This is a genomic window from Mesorhizobium sp. Cs1299R1N1 (genome assembly GCF_037179655.1).
GTDB lineage: Bacteria > Pseudomonadota > Alphaproteobacteria > Rhizobiales > Rhizobiaceae > Mesorhizobium > Mesorhizobium salmacidum.
In genome coordinates, this window is record NZ_JAPYKR010000001.1 from 129,371 (window position 1) to 152,401 (window position 23,031).

The following is a 23,031-nucleotide window of genomic DNA, read 5'->3' on the forward strand; positions in this document are numbered from 1 at the left end:
CGCGATGCGACGAACAAAAAAGGCGCAAAGGGCAAAGACGGTACTTGTCGCCGGTGGCGCGGGCTTCCTCGGTTCGCATCTTTGCGAAGCATTGTTACGCGATGGCTGGCGCGTGATCTGCGCCGACAACTTTCTCACCGGTCGCATGGAGAACATCAGCGCGATCATGGACAAGCCGGAGTTCCGGTTGATCGAGCAGGATATCTGCCGTCCGTTGGACCTTGGTGAGCCGGTGGATCGCATCTTCAACCTGGCATGCGCCGCCTCGCCGCCGCGTTACCAGGCCGATCCGATCCACACCACGCGAACCTGCGTCATCGGAACATTGAATCTGCTCGAACTCGCCGCCCGCAACGATGCCCGATTGCTGCAGGCCTCCACGAGTGAAGTGTATGGCGATCCGGAGCAACATCCGCAGAGGGAAGATTACGTCGGCCATGTGAACTGCACCGGCCCACGCGCCTGCTACGACGAGGGCAAGCGCACCGCCGAAACACTTTGCTTCGACTATCTGAGAGCCGCCAAGGCCGACGTTCGTGTCGCACGTATCTTCAACACTTACGGTCCGAGAATGGATCCGGCGGACGGCCGCATCGTCTCGAACCTGATCATGCAGGCGCTCGAGAAGCGCCCGCTGACGATCTTCGGTGACGGCTTGCAGACACGATCTTTCTGCTATGTCTCCGATCTGATCGACGGGTTGATGCGTCTGATGGATTTCGATCCCAATCCGGGCAAGCCGATCAATCTGGGCAATCCCGGAGAGTTCACCATCATGCGGCTGGCGGCATTGGTGAAGGCGATGACCGGCACCAAATCGGAGATGACGTTTCTGCCGCTGCCGCAGGACGATCCTCGACGCAGGCAGCCCGACATCTCGCGCGCGAAAGCGCTGCTCGGCTGGATGCCAAGAGTGCCTCTCAACGAGGGGCTCGCCCGGACGATCGGCTATTTCGCGAGCCTCGAAGGCGTTCCGATCGGCGACCAAATAGCAGGTCGCGCCACGAGGGCGAGGTCCACATCAGGCGGGCTGCAGAACCTCCCTGTCTGATGCTGGACCGCAGCCACCCCTTCGCGGTCGATTCCGACGGAACATCCGCTCAAGCTTGTGGTTTGGCGAGAGGACCAGATATGGAGGACATCCTCATGCGACCCAAGCGATCCGCACCGGATATCGACAAGATGGCGGAACAGGAGACGGCCGCCTATTTGCGGCGAGCCTCGATCACCTATCTGGAGTGCTGCGTCAGCCTGATGATGACCCACCTGCAGCGGGAAGAAGTGGCCAGTATTCTCGAGCAGGAAGCCGACATGCTGCGAAGCCTGGATTGAGGGGAACCGTCACGCCCTGGCCTTGTCCAGGAACCGTGTCAGTCCTGCCTCATATCGGTTGGCTGTCCCTGCCAGCCTTGCTCGTTCCCGTCCGTCCTCGGATTGAGCGGCCATGCTCCAAAGCCCCAGCTGAAACGCCAGGTAGCAAGGTTCGAAATACTCGACGAGCCCGAGGTCAATGCGGTCACCCATGCCGCCGATCAACGCCGCCGCCTCGCCTTCGGACAAACCATATTCGACGCAGGCGCCGGCAATGTCCCATTCTATCGGCTGGCAGCCGATCAGATCGTGTCCCCGGCAATGGTCGACGGCATCCGTCTTGACCAATGTGCCATCGGCACAGATCAGAAACTCCCAGGGGTGAAGCCTGCCGTCGATTTCGACGCGTTCCAGTACCTGCGGGACAGCCTGTTTCGAGAACCAGTTCCACAGTTTCGCCGCCTGGTTTTTGCCCAAAGCCTCGGAAGCGTTGTGAACGGCCATCTCCGCGAGGGCGGGCAATGAAGCACCCGGTTCGCGGGTTCGCAGATTGGTCGCTCGCCAGGCCAGATAGCGCGTGAACTCCGCGACAAGTCCTTGTCTGGGCAGCGGCAGTTGATCCATCGTGGTGCCGTCGGCCCACCGTTCAACCAGGAAACCGTGGCAGAGTCCGGCGACTTGCGACCCGAATCCGGCCTGATGCAACATCGTCGCGGTCCGCATCTTGCGCTGCCCGGTTTCGCCGAGGCCAACAAACTTGACGAGCCAGCGATCTGGACCCGCGGACGCCAGGAACTTTCGCCGTTCGGTGCCGCGAGTGCTCGGTGGCCAGCGCTTTTGGTCGGCATAGTGAAGGGTTCGCCACGCGCCGCCGGATATTTCGGTCAAACGCAATTCCGGACTGCCGACCGCCTCGGCTACCCAATCGCGCAGCGTTGGAATTTGCGAGCTTTCGGGAAAGGTGCGTTCAAACGTCATCGCCACATGTTTGCGGCAGCGCATCCATGTCTCCCGGACGTCCTGCGACGCTTCGGCGCCCGGATCGCCCGAATGGCTGGGAAACAGGTGAATACGGCTCCTATCGATACCCAGGTCCCGCAGCCACGTGACGACGGCGTGGATAGAACTTCCCGACAGGCCGGGACCTTCGTCGACGACAGCGAACCGAGCCGACGGCTCGTTCCTCCAGGCAGCGACCAACCGCGGATCGGCATTGACCCGCCGATCGAAAGGATGGCCGATCGGGCGCAGACTGATCGGAGGCGGCGCACCGATGGCGGCGGCCACCATGGCCGCAAGCCCCAAGCCGATACTGCGAATGCCGATCACGCATGTGTTCGCGTCGAGACCTGATTCCTGCGCCGCGCCCAGATAGCTCTCGGGATAAAGCGCATAATGCGCGTAACCCTCGGCCGAACCGGTCAAAACCTCTGCCTTCCAATCGAGCGCCGCCAGCAATTGGAGCAGTCGCGGATCGATGCCACCGCCTAAGGCGAAACCGCTTCGCCACGACTTCGCCACCTCTGCCGCAAGCCCGACCAGCAACTCGGCGCCTTGCCGTTGCGAAGGCGAATTGGTGTCGACGCCCAGGACCTTGAAGTCGACATCGGCGAGCCCCTGAACCAATTCCGACACGCTGATGAATAGCCCGACCAATGCAGCATGGCGCCGGATGCCGCGAGACATCCGATCGAGGCTTTGGGCCAGTTCGATCGCTGCCTCTTGAAGTTGTGGTGCGTTCTCGGTCCGCTTGTGGTCGCCGTAGACGATCATCGATCGATTTCCAATGCTTGCCGTGCGGGCAACGCGGCGGGTGCAGCTTCGATCCATGCCGTCTCGCGCAATTTTTCGAGCGACCAAGGAACATTCCGGCACGGTGGTGGTTCGGCGCAAGGAACTTACCTTTGAACAGCATAGGGCGGCAGTTTCGTGGGATCGAAAAAGGTTCGTGTTGGCATCGTTGGAGTCGGCAATTGCGCATCCTCCCTGGTGCAGGGCCTCTCCTATTATCGTCATGCAAAAAGCAACGAACCGATCCCGGGGCTGATGCATGCCGATCTCGGTGGCTATCATGTCGACGACATCGAAATCGTCTGTGCGTTCGATGTCGCCAAAAGCAAGGTTGGCCGCGATGTCGCGGATGCGATCTACGCTGCCCCGAACAACACGTTCCGCTTTGCCGACGCGCCGACGACCGGTGTTCGCGTCGAGCGTGGACCGACGCTCGACGGCATCGGCAAATATCTGCGCGACGAGATCGAAGAGGCGCCCGAACCGGTTGCCAACGTCAGCGATATCCTGCGCGACAGCGGAGCCGACGTGCTGGTCTCCTACCTGCCGGTGGGTTCGGAAGAGGCGACACGCTTCTATGCTGAATGCGCGCTCGAGGCCGGCTGCGCCTTCGTCAATTGCATTCCGGTTTTCATCGCGTCGCGTCCGGAATGGCGCCGGCGCTTCGAGCAACGCGGGCTGCCGCTGGTCGGCGACGACATCAAGAGCCAGGTCGGCGCGACCATCGTGCACCGGCTGCTGGCCAACCTCTTTCGCGAGCGCGGCGTACGCATCGATCGCACCTATCAGCTGAATTTCGGCGGCAACACCGATTTTCTCAACATGCTGGAACGTGAGCGGCTGGAATCGAAGAAGATCTCCAAGACACAATCGGTGACCAGCCAGCTCGATGTTCCCCTGGAGCCGGGCAACATCCATGTCGGACCGAGCGACCATGTGCCTTGGCTCACCGACCGCAAATGGGCCTACATTCGTGTCGAAGGCACCACCTTCGGCGGCGTGCCGCTGAATGCCGAGCTCAAGCTGGAGGTGTGGGATTCGCCCAATTCAGCCGGCGTGGTGATCGATGCGGTGCGCTGCGCCAAGCTGGCACTCGACCGCGGCATCGCCGGGGCGCTGACGGGTCCTTGCAGCTATTTCATGAAGTCGCCTCCCGAACAGTTCACCGACGCCGAAGCCCGGCAGCGCACGCTCGCTTTCATCGCCGGCAAGGATGAGCCTTTGCTGGATGCCGCGGAATGACCACCACGTTCTTCCTCATCCGCCACGCGGCGCACGACAATGTCGGCTCCTATCTTGCCGGGCGCATGGCCGGCGTTTGCCTCGGCGAGGCCGGCAAGGCTCAGGCCGAGCAACTTGGCCGCCGCATGGCCCAAGAGACGATTGCAGCCATCCTGTGCAGCCCGCGCGAGCGCACGCAGGAGACGGCGCTGCCAATCGCTTTCGCTTGCGGCGTCGGCGAAATCGCGATCTGCGCCGAACTCGACGAGATCGACTTCGGCGACTGGTCGGGAAAGACTTTCGACGAATTGAACGGCGACGCCGGTTGGCGCGCCTGGAACGACCAGCGCCAGGAGGCCAGGACCCCGAGCGGCGAGACCATGCTGGATGTCCAGCAGCGCGTGGTCTCGCTGATGAACGGCGTCCGCGAACTGCATCAGAACCAGTGCGTCGCCCTGGTCAGCCACGCCGACGTGATCAAGGCCGCCGTCTGCAATGTGCTTGGCTTGCCGGTCGGCGACTGCTTCCGCTTCGACATCGATCCCGCCTCGATCACGACCATCGTGGCGGGCGACTGGGGCTCGAAGCTCCTGCGAATGAATGAAGCGGCCTGACGAGGAAATTCCGGATGCGGATGGTCATTTTCGGTCTCACCGTCACGTCTTCATGGGGAAACGGCCACGCCACTCTGTGGCGCGGGCTGATCCGCGCTCTCGCGCGGCTGGGCTGGTCCATCACCTTTTTCGAACGCGACACTCCCTATTATGCCGGGGCCCGCGATCTGGATCAGCTCGACGGCGGCAATGTCGTGATCTATCCGGACTGGGAGGACATCCGCCGCGTTGCGGAGCGGGCGATGAAGCAAGCCGATGTCGTCGTCGTCACCTCCTACTGCCCCGACGCCGTCGAGGCTTCGCGCCTGGCCCAGCAGGCAAGTCGCGGGCTGCGTGTGTTCTACGATCTCGATACTCCAGTCACGCTTGCCCGCGTCGAGCACGGTGAGCGTCCGCCCTATTTCGGACCAGAGGGCCTTGCCGATTACCACCTCGTCCTGAGCTACACCGGCGGCTCGGCGCTCGAGGCGCTCAAGACGGTGCTGGGTGCGCGCCAGGTGATGCCGCTCTACGGGCATGTCGATCCGGACCGGCATCGGCCGGCCGAGAAGCGGGCCGAATTCGCCGGCGATCTGTCCTATCTCGGGACCTACGCGGCAGATCGCCAGGCCGGCGTCGAAGAGCTGCTGGTCCGCCCGGCCATGCGCCTGCCCGATCAGCGCTTCATCATTGGCGGCGCGCAGTATCCGCAGGAATTCCCGTGGAGCGACAACATCTTCTTCGTCAGGCATCTGCCGCCCGCCGACCATCCGGCGTTCTTCTCATCGTCGCGGCTGACGCTGAACGTCACCCGGGAAGCCATGGCACAAAAGGGCTGGTGCCCGTCGGGACGGCTCTTCGAAGCGGCCGCGTGTGGGGCTGCCATCATCACCGACGCATGGCCAGGCCTCGCGGACTTCTTCGAACCCGGCCGCGAAGTCCTGTTGGCGCATGACACGGATGACGTGGTCGCCGCGCTGCAATTGCCCGAGCACGAACTCGACGGCATCCGAAGGCGTGCCCGCGAGCGGGTCTTGAGCGAGCACACTTCCGCCAGGCGTGCAGCGGAACTGGATAGAATGCTGGCCGACGCCTTGCAAAATCCGGTCGGCGAACCGATCGAGGAAGCAGTCTGATGTTGGGCATCGTGCCCGCTGCCGGACGCGGCAGCCGCATTCAACCGCTCGGTTTCTCGAAGGAGCTGCTGCCGGTTGGCAGCCGGATCGACGGCCAGACCGAACGTCCCTGCGCCGTAAGCGAGTATCTGGTGCGGCGCATGGTCCAGGCCGGCGTCGACAAGATCTGCTTCATTATCGGATCGGGCAAATCCGACATTCTCGAATACTACGCGGCCGGCTACGGCGCCGCGGCGGCGCTCTTTGTGGTGCAGCCCAACCCCGTCGGTCTCTGCGATGCGATTTTCCGGGCAGCGCCCCTCGTGGCGCCCGACGAGGTCGTCCTGGTCGGCCTTCCAGATACGATCTGGTTTCCCGAGGACGGATTCCGTCATTTGCCCGACGATCAGCTTTCATTTCTGCTTTTCCCGGTGGACAGCCCGGAATTCTTCGATGCCGTCTGTACCGGGGACGACGAGCGCGTGATCGAAATCCAGGTCAAGCGACAGGATGCCTCCACGAACTGGGTTTGGGGCGCGTTCAAGATGCCCGGCCAGATCCTGCATCGGCTTGCGGCACTCTGGCGCGAGCGGGATGGTCGTGACGAATATATCGGTACATTGATCAACGCCTACCTTGCGGCCGGGGGTGTAGCCTACGGGATCAAAGCCGGCTCCGCTTATGTCGATGTCGGCACTTTCAACGGCTATCGCACAGCCCTGCGGTTGCTTGAAAACGGCGTCCCGTCAGCTCATCAACAGTCCGCAACGATCATGCCCGGCACGCATTCGCATGTACCCGTCGTTCCGGGCGAAGGAGCCTGAACATGTTGCATTCCCATGCCGAAATCCGCCGGCGCATCGACGCGCTCGGCCCGTGGTTCCACAACATGGAACTGGCCGGCGTCGAAACCGCGCCCGACCATTTTCTCGGCAATTACCCGCTGATCAAATGGCGCAAATTCGCCGACGCCATACCCGCCGATCTGGCCGGCAAGACCGTGCTGGATATTGGCTGCAATGCCGGCTTCTATTCAATCGAGATGAAACGGCGAGGCGCCGCCCATGTCCTCGGCATCGATTTCGACGAGGCCTATCTGGCGCAGGCCCGCTTTGCCGCCGAGATCGCGGGCTGCGAGATCGAATTCCAGAAACTGTCGGTCTACGACGTCGGTGCCCTGCGCGAGACATTCGACGTCGTGCTGTTCATGGGGGTGCTTTACCATCTGCGCCACCCCTTGCTCGCGCTCGACCTGATCCGTGAGCACGTCGCCGGCGATCTGATGATCTTCCAGTCGATGCAACGAGGCAGCAAGGAGCTGCCCGAGCTCGAAGAGAACTACCATTTCTGGACGCATGATTTGTTCGACCGGCCGGAATTTCCCAAGCTGCATTTCATCGAACACCGCTATGCCGACGATCCGACCAACTGGTGGATACCGAACCGGGCCTGCACCGAAGCGATGCTGCGCAGCGCCGGTTTCGAGATCGTTCTGCATCCCGAGCAGGAGGTCTATTTCTGCCGCGCTGCCGGCGCGCCGGCCGGCGGCGGCGCGATTTACCCGTCGAAAGGAAAGCTCCATGATTGAAGCCGCGATGATCTGGAACGAGCCCAACAACAAATCGCATTGGGACCCAGAGCTCGACCCCGATTGGAGCCGCTTTGCCAGGATGGCGGTCCTGTCGGCGGACGCGATCGCGTCCGAGAACCCGGCTCTGGCAAAAGTGCTTGGCGGCATCTCGCCGATAGACCCCGGCTTTATCACGCGCATGAAGGAATTGGGCGTGCTGGACCATGTCGATGCCGTCGCGGTGCACGGCTTTCCTCTCGACTGGAACCTGTGGCAAATCCAGGAATGGCCGCAGAAGATCGGCGAGATCGCGACCGTCACCGATCTTCCCATCTGGGTCAGCGAGGTCGGCGTATCGACCTTCGGGGCCGAGGAAATACAGGTCTGGGGACTGAAGCGCACCGCCGAATTGCTGCTCGGCAACGCACCACGTATCCAGTGGTATAGCCTCTACGACCTTCCGCGTGAATGGGAAGCAACGACGCGGCATCGCGAAGCGGAGGGATCCTCCTACTATCGTCATTTCCACATGGGGCTGCTGCGCCAGGACGGCACGCCGAAGCCGGCGCTGGAGGAATTCCTGCGCTACACACCCGCAATGGGGCTGGTGCAGTGGTTTCATTTCGAGGACCCGCGACTTGACGACGCCGTCGCCTGGATGAAGCGGCTCGGCGTCACCAACATGCGCACGGGGCTTTCCTGGGCCGACAGCTTCAGGCCGAATGCGTTGGACTGGTTCGATCGACAGATGGAGGCACTTGCCGATTTCGACGTCACGGTCACCTTCTGCTTCACGCCGGAGCATCGCGGAATGATGCCTCACCACACCAGCCCCCCACTGGTGCCCGAGGAATTCGCCGAGTTCTGTGCAACGATGGTCCGCCGCTACGCGCCCGTCATGACATCCGCCTCGCGCCCGACGCAGCGGGCCTCGGCTGCGTGAGGCTCTCATGCGACCCGGTCCGCGATCATTGGATGCATTGACCGAAGTAGAAGCTCACGGGTCCACCAATTCACTGCCTCTGGCACCGTGGCTCGGCCGGCCATGACGCTCACCGTCCTCAATGTCGCCTATCCCCTCGCGCCTGTCGGACCGGATGCGGTCGGGGGTGCCGAACAGGTCCTGTCGATGCTCGATCGGGCACTGGTTCGCACGGGTCACCGGTCGATCGTCGTCGGCTGCCGGGGCTCCAGCGCGAGCGGCACGCTTGTGGAAATACCTGCGGAAAGCGGCGTGCTCGACGAGGCGGCCAAGAGCCGCGCGCAGCAGGCCCATCGCGCCGCGATCGCCGCTGCCCGCGCCAGTTGGCCGATCGATGTGGTTCATCTGCACGGCATCGATTTCGATGCCTATCTGCCAGACGATGGCCCGACCTTGGTGACACTTCACCTGCCGCTGGACTGGTATCCGGTCGAGGCACTGCGCCCGACGCGCGACGACCTGTGGCTTCATGCGGTCTCGGCCGCCCAGCAGAAAACCGCGCCATCAGGCGCCAGACTGGCGGCGCCAATTCCGAACGGCGTCGACATAGAGGCGCTCAGCCTGCCGCAAGCGAAGCGCGACTTCGCACTGGTTCTCAGCCGGATCTGCCCGGAAAAGGGCATCCACCTGGCGTTGGACGCAGCCAAGCAAGCAGGTGTGCCGCTGGTTGTCGGCGGCAAGGTCTATCCCTATGAAACGCACGCGCGCTACTTTCGCGACGAGGTCCAACCTCGCCTCGATGGCCGCCGCCGCTTCCTTGGTCCGCTCGGTTTCACCGCCAAGCGCCGCTTTCTCAACGCAGCGCGCTGTCTGGTCATCCCGAGCCTTGCTGCCGAGACCAGCTCACTTGTTGCCATGGAGGCGCTGGCCTGCGGCACACCGGTTGTCGCCTTTCCGAATGGTGCGCTTCCCGATGTCATCGAGCACGGCAGGACAGGCTTTCTCGTCAATACGATCGACGAGATGGCGCAAGCCATCGTTGCGGCGTCCAGCCTGGACCCCGAGGCATGCCGGGCCGAGGCGCGGCGGCGGTTTTCGCTGGAACGAATGATCTCGTCTTACATCGACGCCTATCAAGCGCTGGCACGACTTGGCACCGATGCCGGGCGCCTCGCCGTCACACCGTGAGCAAGCCTGTGTTGCGCAGCGAGATCATCGATGATCCGGCGCAATTCGATACCCTTGCGCCGCATTGGTGGAGATTGTGGGAGCAGAGTTCCTCGGCGACGCCGTTTCAATCTCCCGCCTGGCTGGTGCCATGGTGGCGCACATTCGCGCCCGGCGACCTGGCGACGGTCGCGGTCTGGCGCGGAGGCGATCTGATTGGGCTGGCACCGCTCTATCTCGAGCACGGAACCGCTGGGTCGAAATTGCTTCCGGTCGGCATTTCGCTCAGCGACTATCTGGATATCCTGTGTGTTCCCGGCACCGAAGCTGAGGTCGTTGCCGCTATTGCCGAAAGGATCCTCTCGGTCGGCTGGTCGCAATGGATTCTGTCGGATTTGCCGGAAGGCGGTGCCGGTCTTGCGGTTACACACCCCGATCTGAAGGCGGGGCGGCCAGCCGCACATGGCGCTTGCCCCGTGCTCGCCATCGCCGGCGACGAAACGCTTGCGGGCTGCGTGCCCTCCCGACGTAGGCGGCAGTTGCGACGGGCGCACCAGGCGGCGTCCAGACGCGGCCGGACCGCATTGTCGTCGGCACGAGGCGATGCCCAAAGTTTCCTCGACCAGTTGATCCGCCTGCACCACGCGCGCTGGGCCGGACACGGAGGTGGCGTGTTGGCCGATGTCGCCGTGGAGCAATTCCACAGGCGCGCAGTACCCTTGCTCGACGCTCGCGGCCTGGTCCGATGCTGGCTGTTGGCAATCGATGGCAAGACCGTCGGCGCCTATTACGGCTTCCACCATCGCGGTCGCGCCTATGCCTATCTCGGCGGCTTCGACCCTGCCTATGCCGAGGAGAGTCCAGGTGCGATCCTGATCGGCCACGCGATCGCGGAGTCGATCCGCGAGGGTGCCCGCGAGTTCGATTTCCTGCGTGGTCAGGAGGCTTACAAATACAGCTGGGGCGCCATCGACAGGTGGACGATGCGCAGGATCTGGACGCGGAGCTGATAGCATGGGTGCAACCGGGCCAAAATCCGCCCAGCGCCGGATGGTGATTAGATCAATCGTAGAAGACTGCATGGCCGATGGTGTTTGCGCCGAAGCCGTCGTCGCCAGGCTGGCGCTTCACTTGGGGATGGAGATCAGGGTGGCGGAATTGGCGGAGATCGTGCTGGATGTCGTTCCGTCGGATTCGCAAGACGCGGAAAAGCTACAAGAGGTAGCCGCGCTGCTTCGCCACAACCCCGGCGCCTTTGCCACCTTGCGAGCGACGGGAGCGGCCGTTCGGCACGCACGCGACGACGACGAGACCGATGCCGCTGTCGTCAAGCGGCTGGCGTTGAGCTTCGATGCGGCGGCAGCGATTTCGCAAACAGCGAGTGTCCAGCTCACATCGCTCGGCGATGAGGAAAGGCTGTCGGCCACGACCGAGGAAGTCGCTGCATGGCTCAAGGAGCAGGACTTCACCGGAACCGGCCGGGACATTCTGGACATTGGTTGTGGCATCGGCCGTTTCGAGCGTGCGCTTGCCAAATCATTCAACCGGATGGTCGGCATCGATATATCCTCGCGGATGATCTCCATTGCCTCCGACCGATGCGCCGCGTTGGGCAATGTCGAGTTGCGGCAAACCTCCGGTCTCGATCTGACCGACTTCGACGACAGCAGTTTCGATTGCGTGCTGGCGGTCGACAGCTTTCCTTATCTGGTTCTGGCCGGCATGGCCGAGCGGCATTTCGATGAGATCGCACGCGTTCTGAAACGGCAGGGCTGGCTGGCCCTGCTGAACTATTCCTATCGCGGATCGCTTTTTTTGGATCGCGCCGATATCGGCCGTCTGGCGCAAGCTCACCAATTGCGGGTCGTCATCAATGGCGAGAAGCCGTTTCGGTCATGGGATGGCGACGCCTTCCTGCTTGCTCGTGGCGGCGGAACATTACCGCGCGCCGCCAGTTCGGACGTCGAACAAGAGGCGCTGAAGAGCGTCACTGATCCGAAGGAGGAAATCATGGCATCCGGCGACAAAAAACATTTCGGCCGCGGCACCCAGGGCAAGGGTACCGGCGCCGGCGCGATGACCGACCTGCCCAAGGACAAGGTCGGAGAAAACGCGGTTCTGTCCAATCGCGACAAGAAACAGCACAGCGAGGAGCGCGGACTGGATGGCAATCGCATCAAGTCCGATCAATATCAGGACCATGCCGCGAACCAGTTGCCGAAGGATTGAACGGCGTCACACCGCATTCTTGGCCCGCGGCGATGTAAGATTAAGGAAATAAACCTGTGCAAGGGCCGCCGGCAATCATGCCGGCGGTGGATATCGCCTTGTAATCTCGAGCATTTGTCACCACACTAAGGTCAAGGGACTGCTACTATCAAGAGAATTTGGATGTCTCGTTCGAGGGATGATACGGTGGACCCACAATTCGGTCTGGCTATGGACCAGGAGATCACTTCTCTCCTCGACGCCATAGAGCAGGAAAAAATTCCAGACCGGCTGACCAGGCTGGCGATGGAGTTGCAAAACGCGCTGGTCGAGAAGCGTCGACGTGCCGTGAAGAACTGACTATCTGCGGCTGTCACCCTCGATACCGAGTTGACCATCCGATAGATGATTTCGTCTCTCCATCAATGTCTGCAGTGAGCTCTCCCCGAGCAACTCGAGAATATTGGCGCGGGCACGATTCAGCCGACTTTTGACCGTCCCTACCGCGCAGCCGCATATCTCGGCCGTTTCCTCATAGCTTACTCCCAGAACGCCGATCAGCATCAGAACCTCGCGTTGGTGTTCGGGTAGCCTTTGAATGGCGCCGTGAACTTCCTTGCTTTGAACGCTCCATTCCTGGGTCGCTTCCGAAATCGGCCTTGAAGATGCACAGTCGAGCAGGCCTGGCGCTTCCCGGGCAGCAATCTTGATCCGGGTATAGTAAGTGTTGCGCATGATGGTGAAGAGCCATGATTTCATGCGTGTGCCGGGTTCGAACTTGTCGATGTTGGCGAGCCCCTTGGTCAGCGTCTCCTGCACCAGATCGTCGGCATCGTCGGGGACGCGACAGAAGGTACGCGCGAAAGCCCGGAGGGCGGGTATGAGGTCAACGATGGAAACTTCATTGGTTTCCTGGTCGGCCGAAATGTAGCCTCCGGATGACAATGGGCCAGCTCCCAGAAGAAAGAGTGTACGAATGCAGCCCCTGCTAAATGCATGGAAGTTTGGTTCGTTCCTCGCGCTGGGGACAACTCTTCAGAAATTCGGCAGGCCGCAACGATGACGCCTCCTTCGATGATGGGCTCACGGCGCAGATCGAGGATCTTTCATGGCCAGATCCGTCCGTCGCTCCGCCCAATCGGCAGGTGGACCGGAACCGGATAGCGCACGCGGAACCGGGGGAATTACACCGGATCGCGGGAAATTAAGACGCCCACTCTGATCGCGGCGCTCGGCCCTATGATTGGCTGGGCTCTTTGGCCGCCCGTTCTCGCTGCTTTTTCAGAACCTCGTCGGTCCCCACCAGCTTCTTTGCTCCGCCTGGAATGGCTGTGGACACGACCGCTGGCGGGTCGCTCGCGGGAAAAGAATCCTCCAACCCGGCCTGCAGTTGATCCTCGAGCGTCTGCGGTTCTTCGGAGCGGCCGGGCGTCCTGCGGGTTTCTGTCTTTTCCAGCGATTGTTTCTTCTTTGGCGAATCGTTCGCTTCCCGGATCAAGGCATAAAGCTGCTCGATCGCGAATTCCTTGATCGTTTCGAAATCGGCCCGATCGTCCTTCGTCGCTTCGATCTGGGCGACCATGGCCTTTTCGAACCGCGCAAGGCTTTCACCTCCACAGGCGTGGGAAAGCCGCAGCAATGCTTCGTGCAGCATCATCGGAGTGAAATGAGCTGAAGCCTCAAGCCTGAGTTGCCGCAGGCGATCCGGAGTGGCGGCCTGGAAGTTTGACATGGCGGTGTCCTCTCTCTCACAAGCGTGTCAACGACAATTGATCGCCGATGTTCCGCCACGCCTGAAGATACTTCACCTCCCGCGAACTACAGGAACCAGCTTGCCGCCAGACCCACCGACGCCGAAAAAATCGCCAGGGTCGTCGCGGCACCCAGGATGTTCGTGCTTTTGCTGTTGACCTTGTCACCCATGATCTTGCGGTTGTTGGTCATGATGAGAATGAGAAGCAGGAGCGGAGGCGTGGAAAACCCTTGCACGATGCCCGACCAGACCATGGCCTTCATTGGATTGAAGCCGAGGAAATTGAGACCCACCGCCACCAGCGTGATCATCCCGATCGCCATGTAGAATTTAGGAGCCTGCCGGGGCTCGGCATTCAAGCCATTCCTCCATCCCATCGCTTGGGCGAAATCGAAGGCAGCGCCAGCCGTCATGACCGGCACAGCCAGAAAGCCGACGCCAATTACGCCTGCGGCAAAAAGAATTCCCGCCGCATCGCCGGCAAGCGGCCGCAGCGCTTCGGCCGCCTGCGCCGCGGTGTCGATCTGAGTCTGGCCGGCTTTGTAGAGCGTCGACCCTGTCGAAAGAATGATGAAATACATGATCAGATTGGAGAACGTCATGCCGATCAGGATATCGCGGCGGGATCGGCGGAGTTCGCCCTCGGTGGCGCCCTTGCGTTCTTCAAGGGTCGTTCTGCCCTTGGCGATCTCCTCCTCCACCTCCTGGTTCGACTGCCAGGTGTAAAGATATGTGGAGAGGGTCGTCCCGACGATGGCGACCAGGATGGACAGGTATTCGCGGCTGAACTCGATCCTTGGCAGCAGCGTGCCGCGCAGGACCGAGGCGGCATCCGGTTTGGCAAGCAGCGCGGAGACCACATAGGCAAGCAGCGCCAGCGCCAGCCATCGGAACACATCGCGGATCAATGTGTAGGATCCGAACACCTGCAGGGCAAAAATGACGATCGCGACGACAATGACGATCAGTGGACCCGGCAGCGAAACGAACAACCTGGCGGCCGCCGACATGGCGCCAAGGTCGGCGGCTGCCTCGATCGTGTTGCCAATCAGCACGCCCGCCAGAACAGACCATAGCAGCCAACGCGGATAGAAATCGGATATGACCTTGAATAGTCCACGACCCGAAACCTGACCGAGTTTGGATGAAAGATAGACGACGAGGTACATCATCGGCAGAGTAACCGGTGCCGTCCACAGCAGGTCGGGCCCAAATCGGGCTCCGGCACTGGCGTAGGTACCGATGGCCGAACAATCGTCGTCGGCCGCGCCGGTAATCAGTCCAAGCCCGACAGCCCGGACTACGCCGCCTTGCTTTCGCTCGCTTTTCCTCTGGCCGGCACTATCCAGTGGCTCACTCATTGGAAGCGCATCTTCACCGAGGGCACATCAAGCCGATCGCGCGGACTGACAGCGCAATAAGGATAGCCGTCGATGGGCCTGCCGCCCACGGTAGGCGGATGGCGCCTGCTTGACGGCCTGTCGGCTCATCTGCGCCTGCTGCATTGCAACAAGAACGCCGCCCGATTGGTCACCCCGGAGAGAAGAGCGACTTCGGGCGGTGCTCCGAGCCTTGGCTCATTTGTTGCAGTTCTGCATGTTCGACGTTGTCGCGCCGGAGGCGGTGTTGTTGTCGATGTCGTTGCCCGCGGCATCCTTGCAGCGGTCGGTCATGCCGTTCGACGGTTTTGTCGAATTGGTTGCGTTCGGATCGGTGGGCGTTACCCCTGCACCAGAGCCGGTCCCGGTCCCATTTGCGCCATTGGTCATGCCGGATGTCGAGCCTGAACCGCTGTTGGTTCCGGTGCCGTTCGACTGTGCCATGGCTGACGTGGCCAGAGCGACCGCAAGCACCGTGGCGGAGAGAAGTTTGGTAATCATGGAGGATCTCCCATGGTTGTGTGCTGCCTCCACCAAACCAGTCGCTCGCTTATATGTTCCGACTGAAACGGTCTTCAGCGAAATTCTTATGGGATGGGTTCTTTGCCGATCGATTTGATGATGGCCCTCACATCTCGCGGAAACCGACCCGCGCGAGAAATATCATGTCTCCGGCAAAGCAAGCACCAATTATGTTTCAGCGATCGCTAAAGGAACCGAACGGCGATCGCTGAATTCTGCTTCAAGCGGATATCGAAAGGGACCGCGTTTTGGAGCACCTCCATGAGGGACATAAGCGCCGAAGTCTCTGAAAAACAGAGCAATATTCGGGCAAAAGGGCCCTTCCAGCGATTCCTGCGCACAATCGGACCTGGTTTCATCACAGGCGCTTCGGACGATGACCCTTCGGGCATCGGCACGTACAGCCAAGCGGGCGCTCAGCTGGGCTTCGATGTCGGTTGGACCATGGTGTTCACTCTTCCGCTCATGGTCGCGATCCAGGAGATAGCAGCGCGGATAGGCCGCACGACAGGTCGAGGTATTTCCGGCAACCTGGCCAGACACTACCCGTCTCCCCTGATATATTTTGTAGCCTTGCTTTTGTTCGCCGCCAACGTGATCAACATCGGGGCGGACCTGAGCGCGATGGCTGATGCATTGCGATTGCTGGTGGGCGGCCCAAGCTCGCTTTACGTCGTTGCGTTCGGCCTGGCTAGCGTTTTGGCGATCGTCTTTCTCGACTACAGCCGGTACGTCACGGTCCTGAAATGGACAACGCTGAGCCTTTTTGCCTACGTGGTGGCTGCGTTTCTGGCTGATATCCCATGGGGCGAGGCCCTCAAGGGGGTCGTTCTTCCGCACATGGAATGGAACCGGGCCTTCTTCACGACATTTCTGGCCATACTCGGCACCACGATTTCTCCCTACCTGTTCTTCTGGCAAGCGTCGCAAGAGGTCGAAGAGGAAATGATTGACCCCAAGGCCAAGCCGCTGAAGCGGGCACCGTGGCAGGCATCGCGTGCCTTCCAGCGCATTCGCGCCGACACCTTGGTGGGCATGGCTTTTTCGAACCTGATTGCCATCGCGATCATCGTTACAACGGCTGCCACCTTGCACAAGGCCGGGGTGACTGAGATCAATTCTTCCACCGATGCGGCCAGGGCCCTGGAGCCGGTCGCGGGCAAATTCGCATTTGTGATCTTTGCAATGGGGATTATCGGCACCGGCCTTCTCGCGGTGCCGGTTCTCGCGGGCTCGGCCGCATTCGCCGTGGGCGAGGCGTGCCGCTGGCCAGTAGGACTGGAGCGCAAGCCGAAGGCAGCGATGGCATTTTATGCGACCCTGGCCGCCGCCGTGGCGCTGGGAATGGGGATCATGCTCACGCCGATCGATCCCATCAAGGCGCTTTACTGGAGCGCCGTCATCAACGGCATATGCGCGGTCCCCGTAATGGTCGTCATGATGCTGATGACCGGACGTTCCGACATCATGGGCGAATTCGCCGTTGAGGGTTGGCTGCGCTTTCTCGGATGGCTCGCGACAATCACAATGGGACTGTCCGTGGTCGGCCTCGCGCTGCAATGGGCCTTTTGAATTGCCCGATCGGGCTGCAACACGGCCAAAAATCGTGCAACGCGGCGGGCGCGGTGACACCTTGCGATGAACATCCTTGCAACCCGGCATGCCATATTTCGATCGAAGAAAGTCAGCGCGTTTCCTTGACGACGACCGCGCTGACGGCGGCGAGCACTCCGATCGCGTTCAGCGCCGCCCCCGCATAGCGCCAGAAGCCGGATGGCCACAGCGCCGGGTCGGCGGTGAAGGCGTTGATTACCGCAAACAAGGCCATTAACCCGGCCAGCACCGACAGCCCGGCATAGGCCCAAAACCAGCGCGGCCTGCACAGCACCAGCAGGACTGCTATGCCGACCAGCAGGGCCGCCGCCGCGATCGAGGCCGTTGGCCCCAGTGCCTGTTTGCCCGCGGCCATCAGCAGCACACCCGACACGTTCCAGAGTGCAGACAGTCCGGCCCACACGAGCTGTGCAGCCAGCGCAGTTCTTGCCGGAAGGGCGTCCGGCATGGCACCGGTGCTGTCTGCCATCAGACTGCTTGTCAGCCCCGCCCCAGTTGTTCCGCCCAATGCGCGGCCATTGCCAAGCCGAACACGTTGGTGCGACAACAGCCTCCAGCCATCGGGCTGGAGTTCGCGCCCGCCGTGGCGTCCGTGCAGGCCATGGATGAGACCGGCTCGCAGCAATTGCAGCTACCGCCGCGATTTGCGATCGACGCGAAGCTTGCGCCTGTCGCCGCCGGCAGATCGGCCCCTTTTGGAAACGACAACGACGCCTTCTTCATCGTGCCGTCTGGCTGCTTGACCGGATAGACCGTGCCTTCGTGGACAGTGCCCCACACGGCGATATCCTTGATCGTCTCAGGCGCGACCTCGAACGGATCGCTTTCGAGGATGGTGAAATTGGCAAGCTTGCCCGGTTCAATGCTGCCGATCTCGTCTTCGAGACGGTATGAGCGCGCGGGCCCGATCGTAACCGCCTGTAGGGCCTGTTCGACTGACAGACGTTGTTCTGGACCGGCCACGCGCCCGGAAAATGTAGTTCTGTTGACCGCCGACCAGACGAGGAACAGCGGCTGGCCGGGAGCCATCGGCAAATCCGAATGGAGAGAGGTCGATATGTTTAGCCGGCCGGCATCGCCGATCGGAACCATATGGTCTGCACGCTCCTTTCCAAGCCCGATATTGCCGTAGATATCGGCAAGCGCCGTGACATAGTAGGGATTGGCGCCGATGACCGCGCCAAGTGCCGCGATGCGCGGTACCTGGTCGGGCCGGGCGTAGCCGAAATGGACGATCTCCGTCCTATGGTCGTGTTTCGGATTGCTGCTCATGTTACGCTCAAGCGCATTGAGCACTGTGTCGAGTCCCGCATCGCCATTCTGGTGGATGTGGATATGATAGTCGGCCTTCCAGTAGGCATCGAATGCCTTGTCAAACAGTGCCGGCTCCATGATCCATTCGCCATGATGGCCGTCGGTGTAACCCTCCGACATCTGCATGAGCTGGCTAAAGATCGCCCCGTCGGCGAACAGCTTGACTTGCTTGGGCAAATATTCCGCCTTACCCTTGCCCCAACCGAGCAGGGCCTCGGTTTCGCCGATCAGATCGCCCTCGATATGCTCCAGCGCCATGGTCTTGCCGTCGGGCAGAAAATAGGTCCTGAACGGCACGTCGTCCCCGCCAAAAACAGAATTCAGCGCCTCTTGAAGCGGCTTCGAAACCATCGCGCCAGGGTCGCCGATGATGGTCAGGCCCGAACGGTGAACATAATCCTTGATCAGGTCCAGGCCGGCGAACAGACGCTCTTTCGTCGCAAAGACCGGAACCAGCTTCGGCAGGGCGGCAAACATGCCCTGTTCGAAGAAATACCCGTCCTCCAAATTGGTCTGGGCCTTGGCTGTTTCGGGGAAGTTGGCGACAAATTCGGGCGTTATGCCAACGAGATCCAGGGCAGCCGTGTTCAGGATGAACTCATGGCCGGAACGATGCCAGACGAAGATGGGCCGCGTCTTGCTGATCGCATCGAGTTGGGTCCGGCGAACCATGCCATGGAAATAATGGTGGTAGCCCCAAGTCATCAGCGGCTCGTTCGGATCGGAGATGGCCGTCTCGGCTTCCTTCACCCGGGCAATATAGGATGCCGCATCGGAAGCGGCCTTCGAGGTTCCGGCCGGTAGCACCCAATCCTCGATGGCGATGACGGTCCATGTCAGGGTTCCTGCGGCGAGGATGGGATGCAGGTGCTGGTCGATCATCCCGGCGATGATGATCTTTTCGGCAAAGCGGTCATCCGTCTTAAATGGCTGCTTGCCGACAAGCTGCTGAAGTTCGTCCAGCTTGCCGGCCGCCAACACGCGTGAGCCGACCACCGCCACCGCATCGGCCGCAGGCTGGCCCGCCGCCATGGTGATGACGCGCCTGGCCCTATAGATCGTGATCTCCGGCAGCTGAACAAGCTGCGACTCCAGATCCTGAAGACTGAATTCGGCAGCGTTCGCGCCACCGAAGCCGACGGCGGCCATGGGCAATGTTGCCAGCAATTGAAGAATGGTTCGGCGGCTCAGGTCTGTCGAAGCGCGTTTCATCACGACCATCCCTCATGGACCAGCGACGCGACGTTAACAGCCGGAGACAATATTGTATAGCCAAGCCTTTTAGGATTGACCGCCGCGTCTGTTCATCCAGTTGCTTTAACTCGGAAATGTTGTAGGTTTCTTTGGCGACTTGCCAGATTTTCGAGGGGCGACGATGATCAAGTCCACGTTCGGATGCCCTTGCTGCAGCGGAAATCTTGGCGGTTTCTTCTCGTCAAGTGTGGACACCGCCAAAATCATCAAAGCGAGCCTCGACAAACACGGTTTTGCCGGTGCCCCCTGGCGCGCAAACGTAAGCCGCCGCGCCTTCGTCTCGGGCGCCACTGCGGTTGCTGCTTCCGCAGGATTTTTGCCCAAGGCGTCCCACGCCGAGGGTGCCACCACGACCATCTTTGCCGGCGGCACGATCCTTACCGTCGACGCGAATTTCTCCGAGGCCGAGGCCATGGCCGTTCGCGGCAATCAGATACTCGCCGTCGGCAAGGAGGCGGACGTCCGCACCGCGGCCGGCGCCGGCGCAACGGTGGTGGACCTTGCCGGCAAGGTCATGCTTCCAGGCTTCATCGATGCGCATGGCCATGTCATATCCGGCTCGGTGATCGCCGCCATGATGGACTATGTCGGCATGGCACGCTTCGCCAGGACGGCCGAGGTGCTCGGCTTCCTGAAGGACAAGGCAGGCAAGACGCCTGCCGGCGAATGGATCGTCGCGCGCAATTTCGATCCGGCCGTCCAGGAGGGGCCGGATGCCCTGACCTTTGCCGAACTTGATGCCGTCTCCACGGAACATCCTGTGTTCATCATGAACGCGTCGGGCCATCTGGCCTATGCCAACACCAAAGCGTTCGAGGGCGTTCCCGACGATATCGCCAATCCGCCTGGTGCCGAATTCGTGCGGGACGCTTCCGGTAAATTGACCGGGGTGATGAAGAATAACACGGCCTTCCTGCAAATATTGGGACGCAATCCCGCTGCGGCCAAAGCCGACCCGGTAGGTATGTTGATCAGCCTTCTTGAACAGTGGGGCAAGCTTGGGCTGACCATGGTCAGCGAATTCTCGCTCGGCACGTTGACGCAGTCGACCGCCGATGCCGATGTCATGCATGCCGCGGCTCAGTCGGGCCGACTCAAGGCGAGGCTTCGCACCTATCCTTTCTATTCGCTCGGCGCCGAAGCCTGGGAGAAGGCTGATGTAAAGCCGGGCGACGGCAATGCGCTGGCCCGCATCGCCGGCTACAAGCTTGTCGCCGACGGCTCCAACCAAGGCTTCACCGGGCTGCAGCGTGATCCTTACGTCAATTCCGACTCGCGCGGCATCGCCTATATGTCGGCGGACGAACTGAAACAGGCCGCCGTCGAACAGGCAATGAAGGGCTGGCCGATTGCGATCCACGGCAATGGCGATGCCGCCATCGACAATGTGCTCGATGCCTGCGAGGCGGTGAAGGCGGCCGGCGCCGACATGAGCAAGGTGCGCCCGCGCATCGAACATTGCTCCATCCTGCATGACGAACAGATCTCACGCATGAAGAAGCTCGGCCTTTCCGCGAGCTTCCTGATCGGTCACGTGCATTATTGGGGTGTCGCCATGCGCGACGACGTGTTCGGGCCGGACAAGGTGCTGCTGCTCGACCGTTGCAAGAGTGCGGAGGATGCCGGCGTCGGCTTCACGCTGCATTCCGATTTCATGGTCACCGACCCCCATCCGCTGCACATGATCGAGATGGCGGTGACGCGCAAGACCTGGAAGGAGCCCGACTTCGTGCTGGCCCCCAACGAACGCATTTCCGTGGAGCGGGCCATCCGCGCCATGACTTCCGAGGCTGCCTGGCAGCTTGGTTCGGAGCATGAAGTCGGCAGCCTCGAAGCCGGCAAACTCGCCGATTTCGTGATCCTCGAAAAAGATCCGCGCAAGGTCGATCCGGACACGATCAAGTCTATCGCCGTTCTCGAAACCTGGATGGACGGAAAGCAGGTTTTCAAGGCCTGAAGGACATTCGGAATGCGGAGACATTCCGATGCGAGGGGGATCACTTGGAACATTCGCGCAAACTGCTCGGCGCCCTGATTGCCATAGCGGCCGGGCTTGGCGTTGGCTCCGCCTCCGCGCAGGAGGCCACCACCGCCACAGCAGCGGACAATTCGATCTGGACCCGTCCTTCCCTGCTCGACGGTTCAGGCAGCCTCAAGGAGCGCATGCGCGACAACGGCATCAATGTCGATTTGTGGTGGACGCAGTTTGCGCAAGGGGTCGTCAGCGGCAACGGCAGCCGCGACTGGCCCTATGGCGGCAAGGTCGACGCCATCGTCACGCTTGACGGCGAAAAGCTCGGTCTCTGGTCCGGCTTTTCGGTCAACATCCACCAGGAGGCGATCTACGGGCAAGACGCCAACAACCAGGGCGACGGAACCTTCATTCCGGTCAACATGGCGCTGGCTCTGCCACGCCAGGGTGGCTACGACACCGACACATCGATCGTCTTCACGCAGAAATTCAACGACAAGGTCTCGCTCAGTGTCGGCAAGTTCAACATGCTGGACGCGGCCTCGCGCACGCCGCTGATCGGTGGCGGCGGGCTGACCACTTTCATGAACATGGGGCTGGCGGCACCCATCAGCGGCGTGACGCCGCCCTATATTATCGGCGGCTCGCTGAGCGTCCAGACCGCTCCGGCGAACTTCACGCTGCTCGTCTATGATCCCCGCAGTGCCCAGGATTCCGACGTGCTACGCCATCCCTTCGCGGACGGCGTAACGACAAGCCTGTCGGCGACCGTTCCGCTGACCATCGGCGGTCTGCCGGGCTTCCACACCGTGCGCGGCGTCTACAGCACACAGGACGGCATCGATCTCAGGGACATTCCCCAAGTCATTCTGCCGCCCGAATTCGACGCCGTGATCCGCAAGAAGGCGCATTACTGGTACGCGTCCTACGCCTTCCAGCAGTATCTCTACCAGGATCCCGCCGATCCCCGCAAAGGCTGGGGCGTTTTCGGCGAGGTCGGTGTCTCGGACGGCAACCCCAACATCTTCGCCGGCCACTACATCATCGGCGTCGGCGGCAACAGCCCGCTTCCCAACCGCTCAAACGACCGCTGGGGCATCGCCTATTTCAACACGGTCATGAGCAAGGACGTGCGCGACGCCGTGGCGCCGCTTGGTGTCTCGCTGAACAGTTCCGAGGGCGGCGTCGAGGGTTTCTACAACGTCGCCTTCACGCCATGGTTCAACGTGACGGCGGACCTTCAGATTCTCAATCCATTCCCGAAAAACAACGACCAGGCGGTGGTTGCCGGGCTGAGAACGCAGGTGCGGTTTTAAGGCCCCTCT

The 23,031-nt window shown here is 61.6% G+C and carries 22 protein-coding genes and 1 pseudogene; 16 read left to right on the plus strand and 7 right to left on the minus strand.

The features are described 5' to 3' along the window. Window positions 1–4: 4 nt before the first annotated feature. Entirely contained in the window at window positions 5–1,051 is a 1,047-nt protein-coding gene (locus O7A70_RS00640; RefSeq protein WP_337138559.1) for a UDP-glucuronic acid decarboxylase family protein, read from the plus strand. Between the two features lie 80 nt (window positions 1,052–1,131). Further along, window positions 1,132–1,332 (plus strand): hypothetical protein, encoded by a 201-nt coding sequence (locus tag O7A70_RS00645; RefSeq protein ID WP_032935364.1) that lies wholly within the window; start codon window positions 1,132–1,134, stop codon window positions 1,330–1,332. 9 nt (window positions 1,333–1,341) lie between these two features. Here O7A70_RS00645 and O7A70_RS00650 read toward each other — a convergent pair whose 3' ends face one another. Further along, window positions 1,342–3,084, minus strand: a complete 1,743-nt coding sequence (locus O7A70_RS00650) for a hypothetical protein (protein WP_337138561.1) — start codon at window positions 3,082–3,084, stop codon at window positions 1,342–1,344. A gap of 156 nt (window positions 3,085–3,240) precedes the next feature. Here O7A70_RS00650 and O7A70_RS00655 point away from each other — a divergent pair, with 156 nt between their 5' ends. The 11 genes and pseudogenes from O7A70_RS00655 to O7A70_RS00705 all read left to right on the plus strand — a co-directional run bounded on the left by O7A70_RS00655 (window position 3,241) and on the right by O7A70_RS00705 (window position 12,258). Beyond that, the gene (locus O7A70_RS00655) at window positions 3,241–4,344 is read left to right on the plus strand and encodes an inositol-3-phosphate synthase (protein WP_337105942.1); all 1,104 of its coding nucleotides are present in this window, start codon (window positions 3,241–3,243) and stop codon (window positions 4,342–4,344) included. Continuing rightward, window positions 4,341–4,937, plus strand: a complete 597-nt coding sequence (locus O7A70_RS00660; RefSeq protein WP_337138562.1) for a histidine phosphatase family protein — start codon at window positions 4,341–4,343, stop codon at window positions 4,935–4,937. Before O7A70_RS00655 ends, O7A70_RS00660 begins: the two co-directional genes overlap by 4 nt. Window positions 4,938–4,951: 14 nt before the next feature. Beyond that, a complete protein-coding gene (locus O7A70_RS00665) occupies window positions 4,952–6,052 on the plus strand; it encodes a CgeB family protein (RefSeq protein WP_337129392.1) in 1,101 nt (366 codons plus the stop codon). Next, window positions 6,052–6,855 carry a sugar phosphate nucleotidyltransferase gene (locus O7A70_RS00670; RefSeq protein WP_337138563.1) on the plus strand — a complete coding sequence of 268 codons (804 nt, stop codon included), beginning with the start codon at window positions 6,052–6,054 and terminating at the stop codon, window positions 6,853–6,855. Before O7A70_RS00665 ends, O7A70_RS00670 begins: the two co-directional genes overlap by 1 nt. Window positions 6,856–6,857: 2 nt before the next feature. After that, window positions 6,858–7,619 carry a TIGR04290 family methyltransferase gene (locus O7A70_RS00675; RefSeq protein WP_337138565.1) on the plus strand — a complete coding sequence of 254 codons (762 nt, stop codon included), beginning with the start codon at window positions 6,858–6,860 and terminating at the stop codon, window positions 7,617–7,619. Then, window positions 7,612–8,544, plus strand: coding sequence for a beta-xylosidase (locus tag O7A70_RS00680; protein ID WP_337138567.1), 933 nt, complete (start codon window positions 7,612–7,614; stop codon window positions 8,542–8,544). Before O7A70_RS00675 ends, O7A70_RS00680 begins: the two co-directional genes overlap by 8 nt. 102 nt (window positions 8,545–8,646) lie before the next feature. Further along, entirely contained in the window at window positions 8,647–9,711 is a 1,065-nt protein-coding gene (locus O7A70_RS00685) for a glycosyltransferase family 4 protein (RefSeq protein ID WP_337138569.1), read from the plus strand. Further along, complete coding sequence (locus O7A70_RS00690; protein ID WP_337138570.1) at window positions 9,708–10,700, plus strand: GNAT family N-acetyltransferase; 993 nt, start codon at window positions 9,708–9,710, stop codon at window positions 10,698–10,700. The genes O7A70_RS00685 and O7A70_RS00690 overlap by 4 nt, the downstream gene beginning before the upstream one ends. A 127-nt stretch (window positions 10,701–10,827) precedes the next feature. Beyond that, window positions 10,828–11,478 (plus strand): annotated as a pseudogene (locus tag O7A70_RS00695) (class I SAM-dependent methyltransferase); the annotation flags it as partial. A 222-nt stretch (window positions 11,479–11,700) separates the two neighbouring features. Further along, window positions 11,701–11,919, plus strand: a complete 219-nt coding sequence (locus O7A70_RS00700) for a hypothetical protein (RefSeq protein ID WP_027144326.1) — start codon at window positions 11,701–11,703, stop codon at window positions 11,917–11,919. A 186-nt stretch (window positions 11,920–12,105) separates the two neighbouring features. Then, window positions 12,106–12,258, plus strand: a complete 153-nt coding sequence (locus O7A70_RS00705; RefSeq protein ID WP_337139037.1) for a hypothetical protein — start codon at window positions 12,106–12,108, stop codon at window positions 12,256–12,258. Here the strand turns inward: O7A70_RS00705 and O7A70_RS00710 are convergent, their stop codons facing one another. The 4 genes from O7A70_RS00710 to O7A70_RS00725 all read right to left on the minus strand — a co-directional run bounded on the left by O7A70_RS00710 (window position 12,259) and on the right by O7A70_RS00725 (window position 15,531). Beyond that, window positions 12,259–12,843 (minus strand): sigma-70 family RNA polymerase sigma factor, encoded by a 585-nt coding sequence (locus O7A70_RS00710; protein ID WP_181165831.1) that lies wholly within the window; start codon window positions 12,841–12,843, stop codon window positions 12,259–12,261. A 292-nt stretch (window positions 12,844–13,135) separates the two neighbouring features. Continuing rightward, window positions 13,136–13,630 (minus strand): hypothetical protein, encoded by a 495-nt coding sequence (locus O7A70_RS00715; protein WP_337138572.1) that lies wholly within the window; start codon window positions 13,628–13,630, stop codon window positions 13,136–13,138. 86 nt (window positions 13,631–13,716) lie between these two features. Continuing rightward, complete coding sequence (locus O7A70_RS00720; protein ID WP_337138574.1) at window positions 13,717–15,012, minus strand: Nramp family divalent metal transporter; 1,296 nt, start codon at window positions 15,010–15,012, stop codon at window positions 13,717–13,719. Between the two features lie 216 nt (window positions 15,013–15,228). Beyond that, window positions 15,229–15,531, minus strand: a complete 303-nt coding sequence (locus O7A70_RS00725; RefSeq protein ID WP_337138575.1) for a hypothetical protein — start codon at window positions 15,529–15,531, stop codon at window positions 15,229–15,231. A 282-nt stretch (window positions 15,532–15,813) separates the two neighbouring features. Between O7A70_RS00725 and O7A70_RS00730 the strand changes: the two genes are divergently transcribed. Continuing rightward, window positions 15,814–17,124 carry an NRAMP family divalent metal transporter gene (locus O7A70_RS00730; protein WP_337138576.1) on the plus strand — a complete coding sequence of 437 codons (1,311 nt, stop codon included), beginning with the start codon at window positions 15,814–15,816 and terminating at the stop codon, window positions 17,122–17,124. 112 nt (window positions 17,125–17,236) lie between these two features. Here the strand turns inward: O7A70_RS00730 and O7A70_RS00735 are convergent, their stop codons facing one another. Together O7A70_RS00735 and O7A70_RS00740 are read right to left on the minus strand one after the other, a co-directional pair. Beyond that, entirely contained in the window at window positions 17,237–17,635 is a 399-nt protein-coding gene (locus tag O7A70_RS00735; RefSeq protein WP_337138578.1) for a hypothetical protein, read from the minus strand. An 11-nt stretch (window positions 17,636–17,646) separates the two neighbouring features. Next, window positions 17,647–19,692: an amidohydrolase gene (locus O7A70_RS00740; RefSeq protein ID WP_337138580.1), complete on the minus strand. Its 2,046-nt coding sequence runs from the start codon at window positions 19,690–19,692 to the stop codon at window positions 17,647–17,649. A gap of 229 nt (window positions 19,693–19,921) precedes the next feature. On the opposite strand from O7A70_RS00740, the gene O7A70_RS00745 reads away from it, so the two are divergent. Then, window positions 19,922–21,691, plus strand: coding sequence for an amidohydrolase (locus tag O7A70_RS00745; protein ID WP_337138582.1), 1,770 nt, complete (start codon window positions 19,922–19,924; stop codon window positions 21,689–21,691). Between the two features lie 44 nt (window positions 21,692–21,735). After that, entirely contained in the window at window positions 21,736–23,022 is a 1,287-nt protein-coding gene (locus tag O7A70_RS00750) for a carbohydrate porin (RefSeq protein WP_337138583.1), read from the plus strand. Window positions 23,023–23,031 lie beyond the last annotated feature (9 nt).

Excerpts from the sequence above, each read along its gene's own strand:
- O7A70_RS00640 (WP_337138559.1), top strand. The coding sequence starts at position 5 with ATGCGACGAACAAAAAAGGCGCAAAGGGCAAAGACGGTACTTGTCGCC.
- O7A70_RS00645 (WP_032935364.1), top strand. The coding sequence starts at position 1,132 with ATGGAGGACATCCTCATGCGACCCAAGCGATCCGCACCGGATATCGAC.
- O7A70_RS00650 (WP_337138561.1), bottom strand. The coding sequence starts at position 3,084 with ATGATCGTCTACGGCGACCACAAGCGGACCGAGAACGCACCACAACTT.
- O7A70_RS00660 (WP_337138562.1), top strand. The coding sequence starts at position 4,341 with ATGACCACCACGTTCTTCCTCATCCGCCACGCGGCGCACGACAATGTC.
- O7A70_RS00665 (WP_337129392.1), top strand. The coding sequence starts at position 4,952 with ATGCGGATGGTCATTTTCGGTCTCACCGTCACGTCTTCATGGGGAAAC.
- O7A70_RS00670 (WP_337138563.1), top strand. The coding sequence starts at position 6,052 with ATGTTGGGCATCGTGCCCGCTGCCGGACGCGGCAGCCGCATTCAACCG.
- O7A70_RS00675 (WP_337138565.1), top strand. The coding sequence starts at position 6,858 with ATGTTGCATTCCCATGCCGAAATCCGCCGGCGCATCGACGCGCTCGGC.
- O7A70_RS00680 (WP_337138567.1), top strand. The coding sequence starts at position 7,612 with ATGATTGAAGCCGCGATGATCTGGAACGAGCCCAACAACAAATCGCAT.
- O7A70_RS00685 (WP_337138569.1), top strand. The coding sequence starts at position 8,647 with ATGACGCTCACCGTCCTCAATGTCGCCTATCCCCTCGCGCCTGTCGGA.
- O7A70_RS00700 (WP_027144326.1), top strand. The coding sequence starts at position 11,701 with ATGGCATCCGGCGACAAAAAACATTTCGGCCGCGGCACCCAGGGCAAG.
- O7A70_RS00715 (WP_337138572.1), bottom strand. The coding sequence starts at position 13,630 with ATGTCAAACTTCCAGGCCGCCACTCCGGATCGCCTGCGGCAACTCAGG.
- O7A70_RS00720 (WP_337138574.1), bottom strand. The coding sequence starts at position 15,012 with ATGAGTGAGCCACTGGATAGTGCCGGCCAGAGGAAAAGCGAGCGAAAG.
- O7A70_RS00725 (WP_337138575.1), bottom strand. The coding sequence starts at position 15,531 with ATGATTACCAAACTTCTCTCCGCCACGGTGCTTGCGGTCGCTCTGGCC.
- O7A70_RS00730 (WP_337138576.1), top strand. The coding sequence starts at position 15,814 with ATGAGGGACATAAGCGCCGAAGTCTCTGAAAAACAGAGCAATATTCGG.
- O7A70_RS00735 (WP_337138578.1), bottom strand. The coding sequence starts at position 17,635 with ATGGCAGACAGCACCGGTGCCATGCCGGACGCCCTTCCGGCAAGAACT.
- O7A70_RS00740 (WP_337138580.1), bottom strand. The coding sequence starts at position 19,692 with ATGAAACGCGCTTCGACAGACCTGAGCCGCCGAACCATTCTTCAATTG.